The following is a 25,250-nucleotide window of genomic DNA, read 5'->3' on the forward strand; positions in this document are numbered from 1 at the left end:
TAGGATATTAGGGCTTGTTCGTTTTTTTATTGACGGGGCCTTTATTTCTTGCCCTTAGGGGAGTGTGTGGCTAATGCTTTTTCCCGACATTCCCGATCATTTTCAGGTCCTTCTCGCTCAGTCCTGTCTTGTCGAGTGGCATTGCCTTGTTATGGTCGTTGAGATAGCGGCGGGGGGCCGAATGCAGTTTGCCGGGACTTATATTCAGGGAGTCGGCACGGGATGGTGTGCTGATTCCTGCCAGTCCGAGCATGGAGTGGAAGAACGACGCACTGCTTGCCACCGGCTTGTGGCGGTTGGCGACGAGTGTGGCGTGAATGCCCGGGTATAACCTGTCGTAGCTCTCCGACACCCATGCTATGAGCGGCACGTGCAGCTCGTAGTATGATGGAGTGGGTGAGGCGTGAAGGAACAGTTTGCGGTCGTCGTCGAAGATGTTCTCGCCGTGGTCGGAGGTGTATAGCATGGCAGCTACAGCCCCTGTCTTGCGCAGTGTCGCAATGATGTCGTGTAGCAGTCTGTCGGTCTGACGGATGCTGTTGTCGTATGCGTTTACGAGTTGCTGCCTGTTCGACGCCTTGGCTTCAGAAGCGTCGTCGGGACGGAAGAAGGCTTCGCTCCGAGGATAGCGTTCGCGGTAGTTGAAGTGCGAACCGTAGCAGTGCAGCACTATCAGTTCCCGTTTCCTGTTCTTTGCCAATACCTTATTTAATATAGTCAGCATCTCCTCGTCGGGAGTGTTGGCTCCTTCCTTGCTGTGTTCCTTTATGAAAGTCCAGTCGTCGGCCTCCTCTCCGAAGAAGTCGATGAACGAGTGGTTCGGGAGTTGGTTTGAGATGAAGGTGGTGTGGAAGCCGGCCTCTTTGAATGCCTCTATTATTCCCTTCTCTCTGTATATGCGGTCGTAGTCGGTGGCAGAAGCCGCCGAGAGGAGCATAGGCACGCTTTTGTGGGTGGTGTTCGACTGCGACATCACGTTGCTGAACGCCACCAGCCCCCGTTCCCGCTGCATCAGCGGAGTGGTAGGCCTGTTGTATCCGTAGATGGAGAATTCGCAGGCACGTGCCGTTTCGCCAACCACCATCACGTATATCTCCCTGCCGTCGTATGCCGTTTCCTTTTTTGCCTTGAAGGAGAATCCCTTTGACGTTTCGGCATAGTGGTTGGTCTGGTATGTACGTTCGCCGGCGAGATAGATGTTGTATATGACGTTGGCAGGGTAGAGGTCCAGTTCCGCCCTGTAATCATCATCGGTGATATATGCGGCAGAGAGCGACAGCAGTCCGGCGGCAGTCAGTGCGCCGCCGATTATCCTCTGGTTGTGGATGAATGTCTTCGTGGTAGTCTTCTTTCCTCTTATCGACACCACGCCAAGGATGAGGATTGGCAGATATACTATGAATACGAAAGCCACTCCAGGCACGAGGTTGTCGAGCAGTTCCATCGCTTCGCCCGGATTGGTGGTCACGAGATTCAGAAACATGTCAACGGCGATTATCCCCTTGCCGAAAAGGTATAGCAATACTATCTGGAATGCCGCAAAGAATATAAACAGGAACAGGCCCCAGATGGGCTTCCCCGGTTTGCGGCTGAGCGTCATCGCCATCCAGTATATGCCGGCAGGCAGCAATACGTTGGCGAGAGAAGCCGCCACACCGAGCTGCTCCGTCACGCAGAGGGCGATGTTTGGCAGCAGGAGAGCTGCTATGGTGATAAAAAACAAGTGGTGCGGATGTGCACACCACTTGTATATGTTTGTTATTGTCTTCATTCTGTAGTTGTTGATAGTGCGTATGGTTTAGTATACCAGTCCCACATTGTCCACCCAGAAGGTGTTGCCCGGTGTTCCGATGTATGCGCCGCCGTGGCTTGAGGAGAACTGCAATACGAGGTGTGTCGGTGTCTCGTCGGCGTCGGCCCATCCCGTTTCTCTCACTATCACGCTCTTTCCCTTGCTGTTGCGAGCGTAGTCGCAGGAGCGCAGTCCCATGGTGGCGGCGTTGTAGTGAGGGTTGTGTCTGATATCTCCATACATGATATTGTATGTCGCTCCGTTCACCCATCCCGTAGACTTGCCGTATTTCACCACCAGCGTGCCCACGCGCTTTGCCGTGATGTTGCCTTTCTTGTCTTCGTATCTCTTCTGCAGATAAAGCACCGTGATGCAGTAGTCCTGTCCGGGCACTGTGGATGGGCTGCTGAATCCGGTTTCCTTTATTCTGTTTCTCGTTCCCGGCACAGAAACCTTGTAGTCGTATCTAAGAGCTTTGGGGCGTTTGTTGAAGCGGATACCCCAGTTCATGTTCTTCGGACCGTCTTTTGTTCCGGTGATAGGTTCCTTCATGTCGCCGAGATATATCGAACCGGCAGCCAGCACCTTTATGTTTATCATTCCGAGAGCCTTGCAGGTCTCTATGTGAGTCATCATCTTGGCGCAGTAGCCGTGGCCGGGATGCACATCGCGGTATACCGAGTTGTTTGTCTTCGTGATGCCCATCACCTTTGCCATCACGTTGGATGTTCCCCAAGGCGAACCACCGAGGTTCTTGTATGGGTTATTGTTGTTGATGGTCATGTTGGGGCCGATGGCATATATCGTCTTTTTCTTTCCGCCGATGACGGCAGACTCCTTGATGTTTCTCACCACCCAGTTGTCCATCTTTCCATATTCCAGCAGTTCAAACTTTTGTGCTAGGACCTCAGACGATGTGGCGGCCAGAAGCAGTCCGCACAATGCTATTCTAATACCTTTTATCATGTCGTTGATTTTTATATGATACAAATATGTTGCAAAGTTACTCCTTTCTTTCTTATGATGGTCTTTTTGTATGGTGTAAAAATGTTCAAAATGTCTTATTTGCTCGGTTTATCCTCTTTCACGGTGGCAATTCTGTGTTTTGGGGAATAAAATACTTGTGGCATTCAGAGTCGACGCTATGACTGCCTGAGATCTAAATCTGGAACTTGGATTATTATTTTCTGAAAAGATTTTGCTGTTTGAATCTATTGTTGTAGATTTGCGGTGAGACACTTATTTGGATAATAACTAAAACGTTTGAAAGTTATGGATTTGACACACAATATGATAGAATATGTGAACTGCTGTGTCGGTGCTTTTGCCAAATCGTTTTAGTTTGACATTGGCACAGTCGTACGCTTACCTGCGTAGGTTTAGAGGTATAGATTTTCTTATTGGTTGTTATGCTGCAGAGCATACACTTTCTATAGAGGATGCTGTGGAGGATATTATGTTGTTATGCCAAAAGAATGGAGGACGGTAGGGGTGTTGAAACCTGCAATTCAATATTTCTTTGGTACAGAAAAAGCAATAAGTTACTTAAAGAAAATTTAATTATGAGTGAAGATATTCAATTTCAGATAGAATGTCTCTCTACCGAATTGGTTGAGATGCTTATGCGAAGGTATGGATGGGATATGAAGAATGCACTTGACGAACTGTATTCTTCAGAAACCTATAAACGATTGTGTAATCCTGCTTGTGGCTTGTTTTATGAAGGGGCTGTATATGTATTCTCGTATTTGGAAAACAAGATAGAAACAGGTGTGGTAAATTAGAATTGTCTGTCATTTTTTATCCTGTAACGAATTGTCTGATGACTGGGATTCAGACGGGAGGAATATGGATATTACATCATGAACTTTTGGGACAGTCGTCAGGCATCTTTTCTGCCCATCAGGGGCAAGCACCGTGCCCATGTTGAGTAAGCAGCTTACTCCGGTTGGGCAAGCAGCGTGCCCATTTTTCTTCCAAATGCAGTCATCAGGACGTCTATGTAATATCCTGCAACAGCTTGCCGTCTTTTGCATTTTATAAGGCGTCCTCCTTGTTTACTCGTATCCCGTCAACTTGTCTACTTTCAATTAAACCCTAATGACCGTTTGGGGTTAATGACAAAGAGTGTGTCGCAATGATACAGGCAGGCTTGTAGTCCCACCTTATTATATATCATTACGACACACTCTTCGTTTATATCGTCTGTCTTGTCCGGCAGACCGTTTGGTGTATTACAGCTCCAGGTCGCCGTTGAAAATCTCGTGCCAAGGCAGACCCTGCTTGTTCAGCTGCTCCATGAATGGATCTGGGTCGAACTCCTCCACGTTCCATACACCCGGACGGCGCCACAGTCCCTTGAAGAACATCATCGCACCGATCATTGCCGGCACACCGGTGGTATAGCTCACTCCCTGCATTCCGGTCTCCTGGTATGCAGCCTGGTGGCTGCAGTTGTTGTATACATAGTATGTCAGCTCCTTGCCGTCCTTCAGTCCGCGGATGCGGCATCCGATGCTTGTCTCTCCGTCGTAGTTCTCGCCCAGGTCCTGTGGGTTAGGCAATACTGCCTTGAGGAACTGTAGCGGAACAATCTTCACCTTCACCTTCTTGTCAGGGTTGTCGGCCAACGGAGCCTCGTATTCAATCTCGTCGATGCGCGACATGCCAAGGTTCTGTATGCAGTCGAGATAAGTCAGATACTGCTGTCCGAATGTCATCCAGAAACGTGCGCGCTTGATGGTAGGATAGTTCTTCACGAGGCTCTCAATCTCCTCGTGGTGGAGCAGATAGCTCTCCTTCGGTCCCACGTTAGGATAAGTGAGCGGCTGGTGTATTTCGAGCGGAGCAGTCTCCACCCATTTTCCGTCCTCCCAGTAGAGACCCTTCTGGGTGATCTCACGGATGTTGATTTCAGGGTTGAAGTTTGTGGCGAATGCCTTGTGGTGGTTTCCGGCGTTGCAGTCCACGATGTCGAGATACTGTATCTCATCGAAATAGTGCTTTGCAGCGTATGCCGTGAATATGCTTGTCACACCGGGGTCGAATCCGCATCCCAGGATTGCCGTCAGTCCGGCATCCTCGAAACGCTTTTTGTATGCCCACTGCCAGCTGTATTCGAAGTGAGCCTCGTCTTTCGGTTCATAGTTGGCAGTGTCGAGATAGCTCACTCCGCAAGCCAGACAAGCCTCCATGATGGTGAGGTCCTGATATGGCAGGGCGAGGTTTACGCAGAGCTCCGGCTTGTAGTCGTTCATGAGAGCCTTGAGCTGCTCCACGTCGTCGGCGTCAACCTGAGCGGTCTTGATGTCAGGATTTCCGATATACTCCTTGATTTTGTCGCATTTAGACTTTGTGCGACTTGCAATCATGATGTCGGTGAAGACATCAGCGTTCTGTGCAATCTTTACGGCAGCCACGGTGGCTACACCGCCGGCGCCAATGATAAGTACTTTTCCCATATCTATGTTTTTTTTATTTTATTTCTTCTCCTTTAATTCCCAATGCACTCATGAGCGAATATCCCAGAATCTCCTGTCTGAAGTTTCCTCCCTCCATGGGCTGCATGGCAAAGAGTGTGATGCGCTTGCCTTCGTCGTCGATGCGTCTGAGGGCGTGGCGCACTTTGGCGTATGCTTCCTCGTCGTCGGGAACCACCATCACCCGCTTCACTTCCTTCTGCGAACTTGCTATCATGGCGGCTTCGGCGATGAAGTCGGCTTTGCTCACCAGTTCTTCCACGGGGTATGCGCTCATCGAGAACTCTCCGAGATGGTCGTTGAATGCCATTCCGTTTATTTCCGTCTTTATGCCAGAAGGCGTGAAGTTGTCGAGACGCTCCGTTTTCTTGTCGTGGATCAACACCACCTGCACCTCGTTCTTCCCCTCTCTCACTCCTCCGTCGAGAGCCACGCAGTCTATCCATCTTGCCAGGTCGGCTTTCGGGATTCTTCTCATCAGCATACGCTCAAAGTTCACGGTGAGGTCAAACGCCACCTTGTCGATGAAGTCGGCGTCGGCGATTATTACGTTCTCGCTCCATTTCGCTGGATTGTCAAAAACATTGTTCATGGTTGCAAAGTTAGCGTAAATCGCTTTCAGAACAAAATTTGCAAAGGTAAGATTTGCAATTTTCTTACTTATTTCATCCCCCAAACGGTCAATTGGGCCTTTGGGGATTGTCTGCTCTCTGATAGCTTGGGCATAAAAGGCTGTTTGCAATACGTTTAAGTCCCATCCTTGCATTCCCGGAAGAATGTATAGGATGGGGCTGGTCGTATCAGTTTGTTGCAGTCTTATTTAGGCAGGTTGAATGCCTTGCTCATCTCTGCCATCTGTTCCTGGCTCATGCCTTCGGGCTCGAAGCCCATGCATTTGGAACTGATGTATATCTTTGCACTCTTTGAGAGCACGTCGATCTGGTCGAAAGCGTCCATCACGTCGAGTCCCTTTGCAAACACGCCATGCTTCTCCCACAACACCACGTCGTAGTCTTCGAGTTCTCGCAGCGTGGCGTCGGCGAGGGTGTTAGAACCAGGCAGTTCGTAGGGCACCACTCCCAGTCCCAGCGGACAGAATGCCTTCGTCTCCGGAATCATGCTCCAGAGGATGTTGGTGAGCACGTCCTTTGCCAGGAACTTGCGGTTGTGGCTCATTGCCACCAGTTCGATAGGATGTGTGTGAACCGTTGCCTTGTATGGTGAACCGGTCTCTATGAGATGTGCATGCACGGTGAGATGCGATGGCAGTTCGCTAGTAGGCATCACTTCGTTGTCGGCGATTATCACGTAGCTTGCGCAGTCGTCAAGAATGCGTATTATGCTTCCGTTTTCCATTGGGCGTCTTGCCAGGTCGCGCATTCTCTTTCCCGTTCCCTTGCAGTAGAAGTAGCATCCCTTGAGAGCCGGCAGCGTAACTCCGATTTGTTTCACGTCGCTGATGGCAGGCATTGCCTTCATCTCCTCGTCGGCATATTCCGTCACGTTCACAGTAATGTTTCCGCCGTTGCGTTCTGCCCATCCGTTCTGCCACAGATATCCAGCCACTTCGGCAATCTTCTCCACCTCGCTGCTGAGTGCGGGGCGTCCTTCCAATATACTCTTCATGATGTTTTGTATGTGTAATGTTCTATGATTATGTTTTTATTCAGGTGTAGTTTTTTATCTTATGCAAAGATAATGCAAACCGAATGCAGAATATCAAGCTTGCTTGGATATTATGCTGAGGTGCAGCTTATCTTATGCAAAGATAATGCATCTTATTCTCCCGCCGGTTGTAAGAATTGATTTTTATACTTTTATTTTTGCGATGAGAGGGTGTGGCGTGATTCCTGAATCATTTTCTGTTTATGGATTCTCGCTGCGTTTGCAAGGTTGCAAATGCCCAAATGATTTGTATGGTGATTGTAATGTTGTAAATTTGCCGGCATAATAGACTATTAAATAAAAGCATACCGAAATGGAATACATATTGAAGACCAAACATTCAGAAATTCTGGACCTTTTGAAAAAGTTCCAGGATAGGAAAAGCGGAAAGATAGTTGAATCGAGAAAAATATTGAGAGACAGCTTCTATTTCTTGCGCCGGAAAGACAAGAGACTGGTGCTCAGGGCATTTCTGAACGGGAGCAAGACTGATATGGACTTCGCATCTTTGAAAATGCAATACCGGTGGTTTCCGGAACTTATGCCACTCCTCAAAGAAAGATGGCTGTCTGTGCAGACAAAAGAAGTGGCCCTCTTCATCATACATAATACAAGCAAGGATTATGTCCTGTCGCAGAAGCTTTTGCTCATCAAGACATTGGGCTATTATCAATATCTTGCCGAAACAGCCCCTTGGGGCGAGGATGAGGTCGTTTCTCCTTCTCTCAACCTTCCAGATTACGCACTTTCAAGAGCCGAATACTGTAGGGTATGTTTCCTTTATGGAATACCGATAGACAAGAATGTAATTCTCAAGTCCTTGTTTCTGAACATAATTGAATTTCTTGGCTATGACGACAGTCCGGATTGGGGACGTTCCTATAGACAGCCACGTGATATAGCAAGGGGAGTACCGGATTGGAGAAAGGAATTCAGTCCTGTTTTATACCTTGATTTTTTGTTGAATCAGGCAAATGTGGGATTGATAATCCAGACGATGAGGGATTTTAACATGAAAAAGGAAATGGAATTCTTTTGGGAGTGGAAAGAAAAAATGATCGACTCGTTTCAATGCTACTCCTCATTTGATGACGTTGAAGATTTCTGCAAATACATTGTAACCAAAGTGAGGGAGAACTTCCCACCTCAATATTCTTATATGCTTCCGAAACGGGAGAAAGAAGAACCCGTTATAAGTGAACTATAATGATAGAGTATTTATTAAGAACAGACAAATTGAATAGGGTATGAAAGAAAATACACATTACACTCCGAGGCTTATCGGTTCATTTCTTTTGAGCGTTATTCTGGCATGGGGACTGAACATGCTGCTTTCCTTGGTGTTGGTTTCAACGCTGGTGCTCGTGCCGTTGCTGTTGAATAGTATCTTTGATTTCAGTTTCAGTGACGCATTGTGTTATGCTTCAATTCCTGTTGTGGGGAAACTTATGGCAGTATTCAGTGGAGATGATTTTCAAATCAGACTTGCAATATTGATAATATTTTTTATAATTGTCATTGCCGTGGTTATCTTGGGAGGGTTGACATCCACGCTGATAAAGGTTGTGAGCGGATCCAGAGTGATGACCATACTGTCGGGGACAGTACTTCTCTTCAGTTTCATCAATATGGTCAGCGTCTTGTTCTTCGAAGATAATTATAATCCAGACCTGCGTGGTTTCTGGTATAATGCCTTGTCCGTATGTCTGCTCGTCATTCTGTTCCTCATTGATTGCTATATCATATATTTCTGTTGGAACGATGAGGAATATGATTAGGAATCGGACAATTCTGAATAACTCAAACAGATAAAATGTTTATTGGTTATGTGTAGATTTATTAGGTATATAGTCTTATATATATTAGTTTCATGCCTCGTAGGATGGCTGTTATGTAATATAGACCCAGACAAGACTTACACTTGGTATTCTGGTATCTGGCACGGTATGTTCTTCATTTCAAACTTTATCCGGAGCTGGTTTACAGATGCTTTGTATAAAGCAGAGTCTTACACTGCGACATATAATGTGTTCTGGTGGATCTTTACAGGCCTTTCTGTGTTCTCTTTTTTCTTTGGCGACGATGCCAGAAGAAGATCATTATGATGCGGTTTGTGGAATTCCGTCATGCTTCACAAAAAGTGTGATGAATGGAATAATAAAGAGAAATAATTGGGGTTATTATAAAAAAAGTGATTGGTTATGGCAGTGAGTTCAGGAAATGAAATGAAGAATGGACTTCAGCGTTGGAACATTGTCCGGCAACGGGGTGTGTTTGTAGGTGCGTTTATGCTTGTGCTTGCCGTGTTCATTATGGCAGGCACGTCGAGAGCAGACAGAATGAGACCTGCGCCCATAAAGAAGTCAAAGACGCAGAACAATGATGTACGTCGGCAACGCACAGATGGTAACATAGTGTTTTGTGTGCCGAAAGGATTCAGCTGCAAAGACAGTGTGTTTGCGGGTTGCAGGTTGTTTTTGCTTTTAGGCGAATCCGAAACTGAAGTTACGTTAAACAGTGGCTTTGACAGTGATGACTCGCCCGAACACATTAATTCCATCTACAGGGATTTGGGTGGTGAAGAAATGGAAGGATATGAGTCTGCTGTCGTTGCAGATGTAACGAAGTCGGACAAGAGGGTCACCAAGTGTATAAGGGTGAGGAAATACACAGGTCAAGGCATTGTCGTGTATTGGAGATTTGCCGTATTGTTTGACAAGGCAACTGGAAAGATGTGTCTTGTCTCGGCATACGACAAGGGAAAAGGTGACTATCTGGAACCCTTGCTTGAGTCGGTGCGCTTCAATCCGTGACGGGGGATGCAGAGGGCTTTCCCCTTAATATAAAGATGTCGTTGTGTAATTGTTACGCAAAAGAAAGTTAAATGGATAATGCTTTGCGTATATTTTACACATGTATCTTTGCTGCTATGAAAATCCTTCCTATATTTGCATCGGAAATTCTAATGAGCAAAGAATATGAAGAATCTGTTGATGTCAGCCGCTATCGGCGATCAATAAAAGGAATTTGGAATATTGTGGAGTGATAGGATAACCAGTTTTCAATGAATAAATTTAAACTGACATACAATATGAAACAACTCAACATCATCCTTGCAGTTCTGTTGCTGCTCTGTCTGTTCAAGATGCCTTACGGCTATTATACGCTGATGAGGCTGGCGGCAACGGTGGGGTTCGCCTATATGGCGTACAGGTATTATGAAATGAAGAAGGAGGCACTGGTGTGGACCTTCGGTGCATTGGCCCTGCTGTTCCAGCCATTGGTAAAGATAGCGTTGGGCAGGGACGTATGGAATATCGTGGATGTCGCTGTGGCGGTCCTGCTGATAGTGCTCACCTTTGCGGTAAATAAAAAGACGATTGAAAAAAACTGATTCTTGATACTGAACCGAAAATGCGCAATGACTTAATGCCTAAGTCACGCTTAAGTTCCTCGGCTTTAGACGATATCAGCAATATGTATTCTTTTGTTGTTTTCATCGGATGGAATATATAACCTGACGCAAAGTTAATTATTGTATGGTAAAAGACAAGGAAAACAATGACAAACTCTATCAGTCACCTTGTTTTTATCATATAGAAGCAGAAAACTAAATCACCAAATCTTTTCGCAGCAATACAAATTATGATTACATTTGCATAAACACTATTGACTACCGACTAAATTCAATACATTTTGTTATACAGCTATATGGAAAAAAACAAGCCTCCCCTCACTCCAGAGGAGGAGAAAGCGAAGGAGGAGCGTGCAAAAAAGGAACGCCGCAACGAGATTATCCTGACGGCAATAATCCACACCCTGCTGCTGCCCGTTTTGCTGGTGATAGCAATCCTTATGCTTATCTATCTCGGCATAGTGACGGGTTGGGAGAAAATACAGGAATGGAAGGAGAACGGGTGGAAATTCCGGAATAGAGATGCCGAGGAAGAATGGCCGCCACGCCGGAAGCTCATCTCGCATACAGAGATAGAATGCAGGAACGAGTTGCCTGTGCTGTTCGACAAATACTATGTGGTATATGTGGAGACGGAATACAACGAGCCTCTCAACTCCTTCATCAGAAACAATATAGAATATATCCGCAAGGAATTCTCAGAGAAATACTACCATTTCGTTTATATTCCCGAACTGAAAAACATTTCTGACGAAGACCTTGCCTATGCTTTCCCTCTCGACGCAGCATTGATGACCGACGAGATGAGAGACGGCATACGCGGCATCACCACCGAACAGTTCACCCGGATGTTCGCCCCTCTAATCGGTATGGACCTTACCGGCGGCAAGGCGGGGCTGTTGAGCCTTGGCTGTTACAATGGAGACTTTGGATGCGGATTATATGATGACGTCAATTATTCAAAATCCACCTTCTTCTATATAGACCTGCAGACCTGTTGTCCCGATAAAATCAAGGAGGCGTTCGAGGAATATTTCAGGTTCTACTGCGGAGAAAAACATGCCCCGTTCAGTGTGCGCCCAAGGGATGAATACCCTCTCGACGACAGGCAGGAATCCGAATTACACGGAAATCAGAGCGACGCTTCAGACTATTCTTTTTATTACGACCAAAAGAAAATGCAAGATGTAGCCGAAGAAATCAGAGAGAGGGTTGAGATACTGAAGCAGGGAGGATATATCGAACTCCTGCTGCATACGCTTGGCGAAGACCTCATGAAGCAGATAAACGACTCACGGAAGACTGCCACTCCGCTGATGCACATCACCGTATCCGACGACCTGCGGATATTCATTCCTGAACTTGACAACCGCGAGGTGAAGATGCCGTCCCTCGCCCGTGCCCTGTATGTGTTCTATCTCCGTCACAAGGAGGGAGTGGAATTCAAGTTCCTCTCAGAGTTCACCGAGGAGATCTTCTCGCTCTACCGTCTCGCCAGCAACCGCCTTGACGATGCCCGGTTGCGTGCCACGGTGGACAGTCTCGTTAATCCCATAGACAATAAGATAAACGAATGTACGAGCAGAATCAAATCGGCGTTCCTCAGAGTGATGGACGAATATGCGGCGCGCAACTACTATCTGCAGATGCGCAACAGGGAATTCACGAGGGAAGATTCCAAAGACAAGAATCTGTTGAGGCTATACAGAGACTACGCTAAATACATCTCTCTGCCGCGTAGTCTGGTCAGCTATTCCGCCGCCGTCATGCGGGTGCCCGTAGTCAAGGGCAGCAATACCCAAGAGCGGTGTCTCAGAGAAGAAGAGTTCTGGCGTAGAAATCATAGAATGCGCGATGCTGTCAGTGATGTTGAAAAATTCAATAAAAAGAAATACTTGAGCAGGAAAAAACGCGAGACAGAGAAGCAGCGCCTGCGCCAGAAAGTGGTGGAGGCATCTATGGCTGTGCTCGAAATGGAACCGAAGAATTTTCTCGCCCATTTCAATCTCGGCGATATGTATTGCAATGCCGTAGACTATGAAAAGTCTATCCGCGAGAACACTTTGATTATCGAGCATGACGCCTACACATGGAACGCCTCGTATATCAACCGCGCCCAGGCTTATCTCTACGCTGGAGAATACGACAAGGGACTTGCCGACATCGACAGCTATTTCAAGTCTCTGCGCCGATGGAAGGAGGCTGATAAGGAAGCGGAGAGAATCAGAAAACTGCTGCTTGCCAAGAAGAAACCGCTCTTGTAAGCCCCAACTGCCAAATGGCCGAGTGGGGAGTGAAGATGTCAAATGAAAAAGTGATACTTTCCTGTAAAGCGTCCAGGAAAGTATCACTAAAAAATCATCGATGCGTCGGAGCATCGCCGCGTTTTGCTTTATCCGCAAAACATCACATTATCCTTCTTATCTAATCACCTTTACTGATTTCTTTGTTCCGTCTGCAAATTTTGTGGTCATGATGTAGATGCCGGTTGAAGGAGACTTCACCTTGCGTCCGCAGAGATCGGTGTATTCCATGCTCTTGGCATTCGCTGCCTCGGTAGCGCTGATGCCGTCGAGTTCTCCGTATCTCACGATGTTAGACCTGTATACCGTATCACCGTCCTTGTAGAGAGCCTGCACTCCGAAGCTCGTGTAGTCAGACTTGTAGAAATACATAGAGCGCTTGTTGCCATAGCAGAAGATGTCCCATTTGTCGCTGTAGCCGTAAGGCATGTCGGTAATCTCGTCTTCCGGCAGTTTGGTGTATTCGCTCTTGCGGAAAGTGAAGAGGTCGTTGTCGAAGTATATGTTGTAGTATAGTTTGGCAGGGTCGAGGTCGCCGCCGTCGGCAGAGTATGTCATCAGGTATTTCGTCACCTCAGCGTCGGCAGGAGGTGTGGCTATTGTCATTGTCTCAGGACTCATCTGGTTGATATGGTCGCCGAATCCCGTCCATGCACCCGTCTCGTCGCCCACAGCCATATACACCTTTGCCGTGTCCACACGTATCAGCGAGTCGTTGCGCAATACATATTTAATGGTCTGCGAGGTTTCGTCGGGAGTCATCGTCAGTCCCTCCTGTCCGTCCACGTCCACTTCTTCCATTTATGTTGATCGATATGAGTAAAAGTTGCCAATATCGCTGATTTTCAGTAAAACCAGGAATTTCCAAAAAAACTGTCAGACCATCTGGTTTTTGATTGTAACATTCTGACAAACAGACAATTGGCTGCCTGACGATTGTCAGGCAATTGTCTGGATGGTTTGCTGATGAGAGGAATTGTCAGATGTGAGGTATTGCATGCGTTGGCAGAAGTCTGAAAACAGGAATGTGAGTATTACAACATTAACTTATTGGGCAGACCTCTGACAGAAATTCTGCCCATCCGGGGCAAGCACGTTGCCCATGATGGGAAAGCAGCGTGCCCCAGTTGGGCAAGCGTCGTGCCCATTTATGGACATATAACCATTTGTGTTCAAGTGTATTCATTCGTCATTGAAATTCGTGTAGAAAAATGTAGTGCTGCTTTAAAAGTTCGTGTAGAAAAGTGTGGTATTGTTGCAAAAGTTCGTGTAGAAAAGTGTATCTTTGCATTGTTTTTATGTTATGAAAGCATTTTGAATTATCAACGGAATCTAAAAAAAACTATGCGATATGGAAAGATAATTTCCATGTCGCCTTACAGAGAACAGGACTGGATGAAGAATATCCCATTATATGCAGTGGAGGAGAGCTTCTGACTCATGTCTTTGAAGCGCATTTTGAAGTAATCGTCATTGTCAGGTTCGCATAATAATTAATATTGGACACCTCTTTATACAATAATAATGGGAGAAGAGCGTTATAAAGTCGTATATACACCACATTTTTGATTTATGATAGAATACGTTAGAGGCGAGCTTGCCGAGCTCACGCCAGCCTATGCTGTTGTTGAGGCTCATGGAGTGGGCTACGGACTGAGCATTTCGCTTAACACCTATAGCGGCATACAGAACAAGAAGGAAGTGAAACTGTATGTCGTCGAGAGCATACGAGAGGATGCGTATGCCCTCTTCGGATTTTCCACCAAGCAAGAGCGGGAGATGTTCCTGCTCCTCATCACTGTGTCGGGAGTAGGAGCCAACACCGCCCGCATGATTCTCTCCGCCATGTCGCCGACAGAACTGTGCAACGTCATCTCTTCGGGCAACGAGAAGATGCTGAAGACCGTGAAAGGTATCGGACTGCGTACGGCACAGCGCATCATAGTTGACCTGAGAGACAAGATTGCCGTGGAAGGAATAGCAGACCAGATGCCGGCAGCAGGTGTTGCGGCGGCATCTGCCATGAACAACGAGGTGAGAGACGAGGCTATAGGCGCCCTCACCATGCTCGGCTTCTCGCCGGCACCGTCGGCAAAGGTGGTTTCGGCAATCCTTACAGACAATCCACAGCTGCCTGTAGAACAGGTCGTGAAATTGGCACTCAAGCAGATAAAGTAAATGACAAACATAAAGAAATTCCTTGGCATCATCATCGTGCTGGTGAGCATCAACGTGCTCGCTCTCAATGTCGTGCCGCAACTTCAGGACGACCGCACGCGCCAGCAGGCCCAGCAGAAAGACAAGCGCAAAGGGCCAGCCACGCTGAAGCGAGGCGGAAAGGCGTCTGCCGACTCCCTGAAGAAAGAACTCTCGGGACTCTCGCTCCTCACTATAGAAGACGACTCCATTCCTGACTCGCTGCTCCATCCCAGATGGAAGGTGCAGCGCAGCGTTCCTGTGACCATCGACGATGTGGACAAACGCACCGCCGACCTCAGTTTTCCGGAGAACATCAAGCAAGACGTGGTATACAACGACACCCTCGACCGCTATTTCATCGGTTCGAGAATGGGTGGCGGCTATCTCTCCACGCCAATCATCATGACTCCCGACGAATACCGCAAATGGAGCGAGAGGCAGGAGATGAACCGCTTCTTCCGTGGCAAGAACGACGAGATAGTGAAGGCTAAGGGAAAAGAGAAATTCTCGTTCTCCGACATGCACTTCAGTCTCGGACCGGCAGAGAAGATCTTCGGACCCGGCGGCGTGCGCATCAAGACGCAGGGAACGGCAGAGCTGAAGCTCGGAGCCACGATGAAAGAAATCGACAATCCGTCGCTCCCTATCCGCAACCGCAAGACAACGACGATGAACTTCGACGAGAAGATAAACCTCAACGTGAACGGTAAGGTGGGCGACAAGGTGAACATGAACCTCAACTACAACACCGATGCCACCTTCGACTTCGACTCGCAGAACCTCAAACTCAAATATGAAGGCAAGGAAGACGAGATAATAAAACTCGTGGAGGCAGGCAACGTGTCGTTCCCGAGCAACTCCTCGCTCGTCAAGGGAGCATCCTCGCTTTTCGGTATCAGAACCGACATGCAGTTCGGCAAACTCAAGCTGCAGACAGTAATCTCTCAGAAGAAGTCGTCGAGCAAGAGCGTGTCGTCGAAAGGCGGAGTGCAGCTCACACCATTCGAAATCGATGCTTCAGACTATGAGGAGAACCGACACTTCTTCCTCTCGCGCTATTTCCGCGAGAAGTATGACGCGGCAATGAAGACCCTGCCCAACCTCACCACCGGAATCACCATAAACCGTGTGGAGATATGGGTGACAAACAAGCAGGGAAATACCACCAATACCCGTAACATCGTGGCACTCACCGACCTCGGTGAAAACACACGGGTGAGCAACCCTATGTGGGGACTCACCGGTTCGCCGGTTCCGTCGAACAACGCCAACAGTGAGTATTCTACAATCGTGAACTCCTACTCCGCAGCGCGAGACATCGACCAGACGAGCACCGTGCTCGACGGTATCCCTGGCTTCGTGGGAGGCGCCGACTATGAGAAGCTGCAGAGCGCCCGTCTGCTCAGCTCCTCAGAATACTCCGTCAACCAAGCCCTCGGATACGTGTCGCTCAAGTCCTCACTGCAGACCGACCAGGTGCTCGCCGTGGCATACGAATATACTGCCGGCGGACAGACATACCAGGTGGGAGAGTTTGCGTCAGACATGAAAGATGTGCAGCAGGCAATCTTCGTGAAGGCGCTCAAGAACACCAGCAACAATCCAAGACAGGGAAACTGGGACCTCATGATGAAGAACGTGTATTATCTCGCCTCGTCGGTAGAGAAAGACAAGTTCAGACTCGACGTGAAATACCAGAGCGACACCACGGGAGTCTATCTCTCGTATATTCCGGAGCAGCAGGTGAAAGACCTCACCATGATAAAGCTGCTTGGCGCCGACCGACTCGACAACAACAACAAGGTGCACAGCAACGGATACTTCGACTTTGTTGAAGGATACACCGTGAGCAACGGACGAGTGTTCTTCCCGGAGGCAGAGCCGTTCGGAAGATACCTCTATAACCAGCTCGTGGCAAAGGGCGTCTCTCCTGAGAAAGCTGCAAAATACAGTTATACAGAACTTTACGATTCCACCAAGACCGTAGCCAAGCAGATTGCCGAGAAAGACAAATACAGACTCACGGGACAGTTCCGTGGCACCTCGGCAAACGTCATCTCCCTCGGAGCATACAACGTGCCGCAGGGCTCTGTAGTCGTTACGGCAGGTGGCGTGACCCTCTCCGAAGGTTCAGACTATAGCGTGGACTATTCGGCAGGAGAGGTGACAATCCTCAACCAGAGCATCATCGACGCCGGAACGGCAGTCAACGTGTCGCTCGAGAGCAATACCGACTACGCACAGCAACGGAAGACGATGCTCGGACTGAACTGGGAATACGACTTCACCAAGAACTTCCAGCTCAGCGGTACCTTCCAGCACCTGTCTGAACAGGCGCTCACCACAAAGGTGTCGATGGGATCGGAACCGCTCAACAACACCCTCTGGGGTCTCAACATCAACTGGAAGAAGGAGAGCCAGTGGCTCACCAACGTGCTCGACAAGATACCGTTCCTCCACTGCACCCAGCCGTCGCAGATATCCTTCACGGGAGAGTTTGCCCAGCTCATCGCAGGACAGGCAAGCGGCACACAAGACAACGCCTCGTATATCGACGACTTCGAGAACACGAAGAACACCATCGACGTGAGTACACCGTCGTCGTGGATAATATCAAGCGTGCCGACCATGTTCCCCAACTACAACGACAAGACGACGTTGCAGAGCGGTTTCCAGCGTGCCCTGCTCGCATGGTATAACATCGACCCTCTGTTCACCCGCCGTAGCAGTTCGCTCACACCGGGACACATCAAGAGCGACCTCCATCAGCTCTCAAACCACTACGTCAGAGAGGTGTATGTCAGGGAGCTGTTCCCAAACCGCGACCAGAGCAGCTACAACGGCGCAACGGCAACATTGCCGATACTCAACCTCGCCTTCTATCCGTCAGAGCGCGGACCTTATAACTTCAACCCCAACCTGAACAGCGACGGTACGCTGCCCGTGCCGGCTGTAAACTGGGGTGGTATGATGAGGCGTCTCGACACCAGCGACTTCGAGACGGCAAACATCGAATACATTGAGTTCTGGATGCTCGACCCATTCATCTATTCCAACAAGCAGCCAGACGCCGCACAGTATGGTGGCGACTTCTACATCAACCTCGGAGAGGTGAGTGAGGACGTGCTGCGCGACGGAAAGAAATTCTATGAGAGCGGTATGCCGGTAGACGGCTCGAGCAGCTTCACCACTACACAGTGGGGAAAGATTCCAACACAGTCCACCGTGACATATTCCTTCGCCACATCAGCCGGCGCAAGGGCAAAGCAGGATGTGGGATTCAACGGACTGACCGACGATGAGGAGCAGAACTTCGCTCCATACCGCACATTCCTCGATGCCGTGCAGGCAAGAGTGACCGGAGCGGCACGCGACTCGATATTGGCAGACCCGGCAAACGACAACTACCACTACTTCCGCGGATCTGACTACGACAAGGCACGCACGCCTATCCTCGCACGCTACAAGCGCATCAACAATCCGCAGGGCAACTCGCCTGACAGCGACTCAAGGAGCGAGAGCTACGACACGTCATACAAGACTACCCCCGACGTGGAGGACATCAACCAGGACTATACGCTGAACGAATACGAGAAATATTATCAGTATCGTGTGAGCATCCGTCCTCAAGACCTCGTGGTGGGACAGAACTACATCGTGGACAAGCGTGAGACATCAGTGAAACTGCGCAACGATACCACGGAAACAGTGACGTGGTATCAGTTCCGCATACCTGTTGACGACTACGAACGCAACGTAGGCGGAATAACAGACTTCACCTCCATACGATTCATGCGTATGTTCCTCACCGACTTCCAGAAGCCTATCGTTTTGAGATTCGGAAGCCTCGACCTCGTGAGGGGAGAGTGGCGTATCTATGAGCAGTCGCTCAGTACCGGCAGCGAGTCGGGCAAGATGGCAGTCAGCGCCGTGAACATCGAGGAGAACAACGACCGAGTGCCGGTGAACTACGTGTTGCCTCCTGGCATCCGTCGAGAGCAAGACCCTACGCAGCCTCAGCTCACAGAGAGCAACGAGCAGTCGCTCGACATACAGGTGACAAACCTCTCTAACGGTGAGGCAAAGGCAGTATACAAGAACACGAACCTCGACCTCAGACAGTATAAGCGTCTGCAGATGTTCGTGCATGCCAACGCCTTCGAACAGAACTCTACAAACCTGCAGGACAACCAGTTGGCAGTGTTCGTGAGATTCGGTTCCGACTACAAGAGCAACTACTACGAATATGAGATTCCGCTGAAGCTCACCGCTCCAGGACATTACGACCGTTACTCCGGTGCCGACTGCAAACTCGTGTGGCCGGAGGAGAATATGCTCGATATCCCCCTGAGCGCTTTCACCCAGCTCAAGAAAGACCGCAACAAGGCGAAAGCCATCGGACAGGCTTCTTACAGCTATCCGTTCACGGCATACGACAGCGACAAACCGAACAACAAGATTACCATCGTTGGTAACCCTACGCTCGGCGAGGTGAGAACGATGATCATCGGTGTGAGAAACCTTGCTTCCGAACAGAAGTCAGGAGAAATCTGGGTGAATGAGCTCAGACTGAAGGAATACAACAACTCCGGCGGATGGGCGGCACAGGGCAACCTCAACGTGCAGCTCTCTGATGTGGGTAGCGTTAACGTGCAGGGAAAATATGTCACCGAAGGATTCGGCGGACTCGAAGACGGTGTGGCACAGAGAGCGCAGGACAACTACAAGTCGTATAGCGTGACCACGAACTTTGAGCTCGGAAAGTTCTTCCCCGACAAGGCTAAGGTCTCTATACCTCTTTATTACTCCGTGACCAAAGAGGAGACACGACCCAAGTATAACCCGCTCGACACGGATATGCTCCTCGACGACGCTCTCGACGCGATGGAGAAGCATGAGAAAGACTCGATAGAAAGCATCGCCGTGACGAAGACCACGAATACCAACTTCTCACTGTCCAACATGAAGGTGGGCATAGCCACGAAGAAGCATCCAATGCCTTACGACCCGGCAAACTTCTCGTTCAGCTACAGCCACAGCCACAGGCATACAAGCGGCGAGACTACGATTTATGAGAACGAGGACAACTGGCGCGGTTCGATGAACTACAGCTACACGCCGGTATACAAGGCATTCGAACCGTTCAAGAAAATCAAGAGCCGCAGCAAATGGTATGACATACTGAAGCGCTTCGGTCTGAACTGGTTGCCGCAGAACATCACCTTCAACACCGAGATGCTCAGAAACTATTATGAGCTGCAGGAGAGGGATATGGAGAGTCTGGAGAACAGTGAGCTGCCTTTGACATTCAGCGAGCAGTTCCTCTGGAACAGGGAATTCTCCATACGTTGGGACCTCACCAAGAACCTCCACATGAGTTTCAACAGTGCCACTCATGCAGAAATCGAGGAACCATACACTCCTGTAAACAAAGACCTCTATCCAGACCAGTATACGGCTTGGAAAGACTCCGTGTGGACAAGTATCAAGCACTTCGGCCGTCCGCTCGACTACAACCAGAACTTCACGGCGTCGTATCAGGTGCCGATAAACCTTATCCCTGTCTTCGACTGGATTACTGCCGACGCCAACTACAACGCAACGTATAACTGGACGAGAGGAACGGACCAGGAAGACGGACAGTCGCTCGGAAACGTGATATCCAACAACAGGACGCTGAACATCAACGGAGCATTGAACTTCGAGAAACTCTATAACCACATCCCGTTCCTGAAGAAGGCTAACGAGAGGTTCAACAAGCGCACCAACAATGCTACGAAGAAGAAGCGTGACGGAGCTAAATCGCCTAAGGAGGCCAATGAGGCAAGGAGAAATCTCAAGGAAGCGAAGGAACTGCCGAAGAACAAGAAGTCTTTTGAAAAGGAGATAACGCTCCTGCCGGATACCACAATGACCGTGAACCACGGCAAGAAGAGCAAGCGACTCATCGTGTCGGCAAAGACAAAAGACGGAAAGATGATTAAGCTGAAGTATAAGACCATCGACAACAACAAGATAAAAATCACGTCGAAGGTGGACTCTGCCACAACGGTGAAGCTGCTCGTCACGCCAAAGGAACCGCTCGAAGACAAGAGCTGGTATAAGACCATGCAGGTGGTGGCAAGAGGACTGATGCTCGTCAGAAACTTCAACCTGTCGTACCGCAACCAGTATGGCCTGTCGCTTCCGGGCTTCCTGCCGGAGGTGGGCAACGTGTTCGGACAGCGCCGCGGCGACATCATGTCGCCAGGACTCGACTTCGCCTTCGGATTCGTTGACGACTCCTATGTGCAGAAGAGTGCAGAGCGTGGATGGCTGCTGATGGCAGACAGTGTGGCAACGCCGGCTACATCATCGAAGACCGAGGACCTGCAGCTGAGGATGACGCTCGAACCGGTGAAGGACCTGAAGATAGACCTCAACGCATCGCGCACGATGACTACGGCGAAGAGCGTGCAGTATATGTATCAGGGAATGCCGACAACGCAGAGCGGTACGTTCACGATGACTACGATAAGTCTTGGATCTGCCTTCGAGAGCATGGGCGACGCCAACAACGGATACCACTCGGCATCGTTCGAGAAGTTCTGCAACTCGCTTGAGGGCTTCCGCCAGAGAGTGGAGAACCAGTATCAGAATGCCGTATATCCGGCAGGTTCCACATTGGCAGGCAATACCTTCAATCCGGAGAACGGAACAGTGAGCAAATACAGTGCTGACGTGATGATTCCTGCCTTCCTCTCGACATATACCAGCATGGGCGGAAAATCTCTCGACATCTTCCCTACGCTGTCGAGACTCCTGCCAAACTGGAGTGTGAGATACAGCGGACTCGTCAGACTGCCATGGTTCAGCGAGGTGTTCAAGAGCTTCAATATCAACCATGCCTACAAGAGCGTGTATGCAGTAGGCTCCTACAGTTCGTTCAGCACCTATCAGGAGTTTATGAACGGTCTCGGATTCGTCACCGACGCCACTACCGGCAACCCTACGCCAAGCAGCATGTTCAACGTGTCTACGGTGAGCATCAACGAGTCGTTCTCGCCATTGCTCGGTGTTGACATGACGTTCCACAACAACCTCACGGCAAAGCTGGAATACAGGCAGACACGAGTGCTGAGCCTCAGTATGACGAGTGTGCAGCTCAACGAGTCGTCGAGCAACGACTGGGTGATAGGAATGGGATACAAGGTGAACAACTTCGACTTCTTCGGACTCCTTGGCAACGGCAACAAGGCGCGCAAGGTGAAGGGAAAGAAGACGGGCACCGACGAGAAGAATAGCAACAATAACTCCCGAAACAACAGGAGCGGTTTCAATACCGACCTCAACCTGCGTCTCGACCTCTCGTTCCGTAAGCAGGCCGCTATATGCAGAGACATCGCCTCGATGACAAGTTCGGCAAGCAGTGGAAACTCAGCGTTCAAACTCTCGTTTGCCGCCGACTATACACTGTCGCGTCTGCTGACGATGAGTTTCTACTACGACCGTCAGACTAACACGCCGCTGCTCTCAAGCAGCAGCTATCCGACGACGACACAGGACTTCGGACTTAGTCTGAAGTTCTCGCTGACGAGATAAAATGAATATGTAAATAGTGAAAACAACTTTAATAGCAATAATATGAAGAAACTATTTTTATCAGCTGTTCTTATCATGGCAGCCTTGGCGACATTCGCCCAGAGCAGACCGAAACTTATAGTAGGAATCGTTGTAGACCAGATGCGTTGGGACTATCTCCACCGCTATTACGACCTCTATGGAGAAGGCGGATTCAAGCGGATCATGAACGAAGGCTTCGACTGTGAGAACACGATGATAAACTACATCCCAGCCATCACTGCCGTAGGACACACCTCTATATATACAGGTTCTGTACCGGCAATCCACGGCATACAGGGAAACTCATTTCTCATCAACGGCAAGTTCACCTATTGCACCGCCGATACCACAGTGGCTGGCGTAGGCACTAAGACAAAAGCCGGACAGATGTCGCCTCGCAACATGTTCTGCACCACTATCGGCGACGAGCTCAAGGTGGCAACGGATTTCAAGTCGCGTGTCATCGGGGTGGCGATAAAAGACCGTGCCGCCATCCTTCCCGCCGGTCATGCCGCTGACGCCGCCTACTGGATTGACGGCAAGCAGAGCAAGTTCGTGTCGAGCACATATTATATGAAGCAGCTTCCGGCATGGGTGGAGAAATACAACAAGACGGTGAGCAAATATACCGAAGACCAGATAAACCTCTCGCCAGCGGGAAACGAGGTGACGATGGATATGGCAAAGAACGTCATCACCAATGAGAAACTCGGACAGCAGGGCGAAACCGACATGATATGCATCAGCTTCTCGTCGACAGACAAGATAGGACACAAGTATGGTACCCACTGCCAGCTGATACAAGACCAGTTCGTTGACCTCGACAAGCGTCTTGCCGACTTCATGAAATATCTCGACACCACTATCGGCAAGGGAGAATATCTGCTCTTCCTGACTGCCGACCACGGAGCGGCAAACGGCATATTGATGAACCAGGAGCATGGCATCCCCTCTGGTGGCTTCTCTTACAAAAAGGAAATCAAGGAGCTGAACGCTTATTTCAGACAGAAATATGGTGTGGACGCAGACTTCACACGCTATATCATGGCATACAACGTGGCGCTCGACCATGATGCCATCGAGAAGGCAGGACTGGAGCTGAGCAAGGTGAAGAAGGATGTCATCGACTATTTCATGAAGAAAGACTATGTGGCTTATGCCGTGGATATGGAGCATGTAGCTGATGCCACAGTGCCGCCATACATCAAGGAGAAGATGCTCAACGGCTACAATGCCAAGCGTAATGGCGATGTGCAGCTGATTCTGCAGCCGGGATGGTATGATGTATATGGCGACAAGATAGAGGCAGGCACCACACACTCCGCATGGAATCCCTATGATGCCCACATCCCGTTCCTCATGATGGGGTGGGGAGTGAAGCATGGCAAGACAAGCCATCCTACCTACATCACCGATATCGCTGCCACCATCTGCAACCTCGTGCATATCCAGATGCCAAACGGTTGTATCGGCAATGCCGTAGAGATGAAATAACCCCCAAACGATCTGATGCCCCATTTGGGTGTAAGGGGAAAGCTCTGCTGGCGGTGACTTTTTGTGGAATGCCACATTTTAATGACTACTTTTTGTGTAGACAGAAATTTAATGACTATATTTGCATGACGTAAATATGCAATACTATAAATATAAATAAGAAAATGGCAAAGACAGACGAAAATATGGCGGCAGCACAGGAGGGCAAGTTGAAAGCCCTGCAGGCTGCCATGGCAAAGATAGAGAAAGACTTCGGAAAGGGGTCGATAATGAAGCTTGGCGACGAGAAGATAGAGAACGTGGAGGTTATACCTACGGGAAGTATCGCCCTGAATGCAGCCCTTGGCGTAGGCGGTTATCCTAAAGGACGAATAATCGAAATCTACGGTCCGGAAAGCAGCGGTAAGACTACCCTCGCCATCCATGCCATTGCAGAATGCCAGAAGGCCGGCGGCATTGCGGCTTTCATCGATGCAGAGCATGCCTTCGACCGCTTCTATGCCGAGAAACTCGGTGTGGACATCGACAACCTGTGGATTTCGCAGCCTGACAATGGCGAGCAGGCTCTTGAGATTGCCGACCAGCTTATCCGTTCTTCTGCAATAGACATCCTCGTGGTTGACTCCGTGGCTGCCTTGACTCCAAAGAAGGAGATAGAGGGCGATATGGGCGACAACAATGTGGGTCTGCAGGCACGACTGATGAGCCAGGCTCTCAGAAAGCTCACCTCTACCATCAGCAAGACAAACACCACTTGTATTTTCATCAACCAGTTGAGAGAGAAGATCGGCGTGATGTTCGGCAACCCTGAGACTACTACCGGTGGTAACGCCCTGAAGTTCTATGCCAGTGTGCGCCTCGACATCCGTCGCGTCACGGCAATCAAGGACGGTGACCAGGTTATCGGAAACATGACCCGTGTGAAGGTGGTGAAGAACAAGGTGGCTCCTCCATTCCGCAAGGCTGAGTTTGAGATAATGTTTGGTGAGGGCATCTCTAAGGTCGGCGAGATTCTCGACCTCGGTGTGGAATACGGCATCATACAGAAGAGCGGCTCTTGGTTCTCATACAATGGCAGCCGTCTGGCTCAGGGCCGCGATGCCAGCAAGGCTCTGCTCAGAGATAATCCTGAACTGTGTGATGAACTCGAGGCACAGATTATGGAGAAACTCAACGACAGGAAGGAATAAGCCCCAACAGTTGAAAATGGTCTGATGACCGTTTGGGGGTGAGACCGGGTATAAAAAGACTGGAGATTATGTCAATTGATTATGGCATAATCTCCAGTCTTTTTGTCTTGG

At 49.3% G+C, this 25,250-nt stretch carries 16 protein-coding genes and 1 pseudogene; 11 read left to right on the forward strand and 6 right to left on the reverse strand.

The window, feature by feature from the left end:
- Window positions 1-70: 70 nt before the first annotated feature.
- Entirely contained in the window at window positions 71-1,771 is a 1,701-nt protein-coding gene (locus ST42_RS00905; protein WP_044071905.1) for a phosphoethanolamine transferase, read from the reverse strand.
- Window positions 1,772-1,798: 27 nt separating this feature from the next.
- A complete protein-coding gene (locus ST42_RS00910; protein WP_044066122.1) occupies window positions 1,799-2,758 on the reverse strand; it encodes a PCMD domain-containing protein in 960 nt (319 codons plus the stop codon).
- 352 nt (window positions 2,759-3,110) lie between these two features.
- Between ST42_RS00910 and ST42_RS13350 the strand changes: the two genes are divergently transcribed.
- Window positions 3,111-3,281 carry a DUF3791 domain-containing protein gene (locus ST42_RS13350; protein ID WP_370756888.1) on the forward strand — a complete coding sequence of 57 codons (171 nt, stop codon included), beginning with the start codon at window positions 3,111-3,113 and terminating at the stop codon, window positions 3,279-3,281.
- A gap of 73 nt (window positions 3,282-3,354) precedes the next feature.
- Window positions 3,355-3,576: a hypothetical protein gene (locus ST42_RS00915; protein ID WP_044071940.1), complete on the forward strand. Its 222-nt coding sequence runs from the start codon at window positions 3,355-3,357 to the stop codon at window positions 3,574-3,576.
- Between the two features lie 450 nt (window positions 3,577-4,026).
- Here the strand turns inward: ST42_RS00915 and ST42_RS00920 are convergent, their stop codons facing one another.
- The 3 genes from ST42_RS00920 to rhaD form a co-directional block, all read right to left on the reverse strand.
- Window positions 4,027-5,253, reverse strand: coding sequence for a saccharopine dehydrogenase family protein (locus ST42_RS00920; protein WP_022315830.1), 1,227 nt, complete (start codon window positions 5,251-5,253; stop codon window positions 4,027-4,029).
- A 13-nt stretch (window positions 5,254-5,266) separates the two neighbouring features.
- Window positions 5,267-5,863, reverse strand: coding sequence for a DUF6621 family protein (locus ST42_RS00925; protein WP_042519208.1), 597 nt, complete (start codon window positions 5,861-5,863; stop codon window positions 5,267-5,269).
- Between the two features lie 224 nt (window positions 5,864-6,087).
- Complete coding sequence (gene rhaD / locus ST42_RS00930; RefSeq protein ID WP_022315828.1) at window positions 6,088-6,897, reverse strand: rhamnulose-1-phosphate aldolase; 810 nt, start codon at window positions 6,895-6,897, stop codon at window positions 6,088-6,090.
- Between the two features lie 352 nt (window positions 6,898-7,249).
- Between rhaD and ST42_RS00935 the strand changes: the two genes are divergently transcribed.
- The 5 genes from ST42_RS00935 (at window position 7,250) to ST42_RS00955 (ending at window position 12,615) form a co-directional block, all read left to right on the forward strand.
- Entirely contained in the window at window positions 7,250-8,143 is an 894-nt protein-coding gene (locus tag ST42_RS00935) for a hypothetical protein (protein WP_044071907.1), read from the forward strand.
- Window positions 8,144-8,183: 40 nt separating this feature from the next.
- Complete coding sequence (locus tag ST42_RS00940) at window positions 8,184-8,714, forward strand: hypothetical protein (RefSeq protein WP_044071909.1); 531 nt, start codon at window positions 8,184-8,186, stop codon at window positions 8,712-8,714.
- A 447-nt stretch (window positions 8,715-9,161) separates the two neighbouring features.
- Window positions 9,162-9,749, forward strand: coding sequence for a hypothetical protein (locus ST42_RS00945; RefSeq protein WP_044071911.1), 588 nt, complete (start codon window positions 9,162-9,164; stop codon window positions 9,747-9,749).
- Between the two features lie 251 nt (window positions 9,750-10,000).
- On the forward strand, window positions 10,001-10,330 hold the full coding sequence (locus ST42_RS00950) for a DUF6804 family protein (protein WP_231556849.1): 330 nt from the start codon (window positions 10,001-10,003) through the stop codon (window positions 10,328-10,330).
- 317 nt (window positions 10,331-10,647) lie between these two features.
- Window positions 10,648-12,615: a tetratricopeptide repeat protein gene (locus ST42_RS00955; protein WP_044071913.1), complete on the forward strand. Its 1,968-nt coding sequence runs from the start codon at window positions 10,648-10,650 to the stop codon at window positions 12,613-12,615.
- Between the two features lie 156 nt (window positions 12,616-12,771).
- On the opposite strand, the gene ST42_RS00960 is transcribed toward ST42_RS00955, so the two are convergent.
- The gene (locus ST42_RS00960; protein ID WP_044071915.1) at window positions 12,772-13,455 is read right to left on the reverse strand and encodes a hypothetical protein; all 684 of its coding nucleotides are present in this window, start codon (window positions 13,453-13,455) and stop codon (window positions 12,772-12,774) included.
- Between the two features lie 771 nt (window positions 13,456-14,226).
- Here ST42_RS00960 and ruvA point away from each other — a divergent pair.
- The 4 genes and pseudogenes from ruvA to recA all read left to right on the forward strand — a co-directional run bounded on the left by ruvA (window position 14,227) and on the right by recA (window position 25,139).
- Window positions 14,227-14,832 (forward strand): Holliday junction branch migration protein RuvA, encoded by a 606-nt coding sequence (gene ruvA, locus ST42_RS00970; protein WP_044071918.1) that lies wholly within the window; start codon window positions 14,227-14,229, stop codon window positions 14,830-14,832.
- 219 nt (window positions 14,833-15,051) lie between these two features.
- A pseudogene (gene sov, locus ST42_RS00975) lies at window positions 15,052-22,434 on the forward strand (T9SS outer membrane translocon Sov/SprA); the annotation flags it as partial.
- Window positions 22,435-22,476: 42 nt separating this feature from the next.
- On the forward strand, window positions 22,477-23,949 hold the full coding sequence (locus ST42_RS00980; RefSeq protein WP_044071921.1) for an alkaline phosphatase family protein: 1,473 nt from the start codon (window positions 22,477-22,479) through the stop codon (window positions 23,947-23,949).
- A 164-nt stretch (window positions 23,950-24,113) separates the two neighbouring features.
- Window positions 24,114-25,139 carry a recombinase RecA gene (gene recA, locus ST42_RS00985; protein WP_022315813.1) on the forward strand — a complete coding sequence of 342 codons (1,026 nt, stop codon included), beginning with the start codon at window positions 24,114-24,116 and terminating at the stop codon, window positions 25,137-25,139.
- The last annotated feature ends 111 nt before the right edge of the window (window positions 25,140-25,250 follow it).

The organism is Prevotella pectinovora, assembly GCF_000834015.1.
Taxonomy (GTDB): Bacteria; Bacteroidota; Bacteroidia; order Bacteroidales; family Bacteroidaceae; genus Prevotella; species Prevotella pectinovora.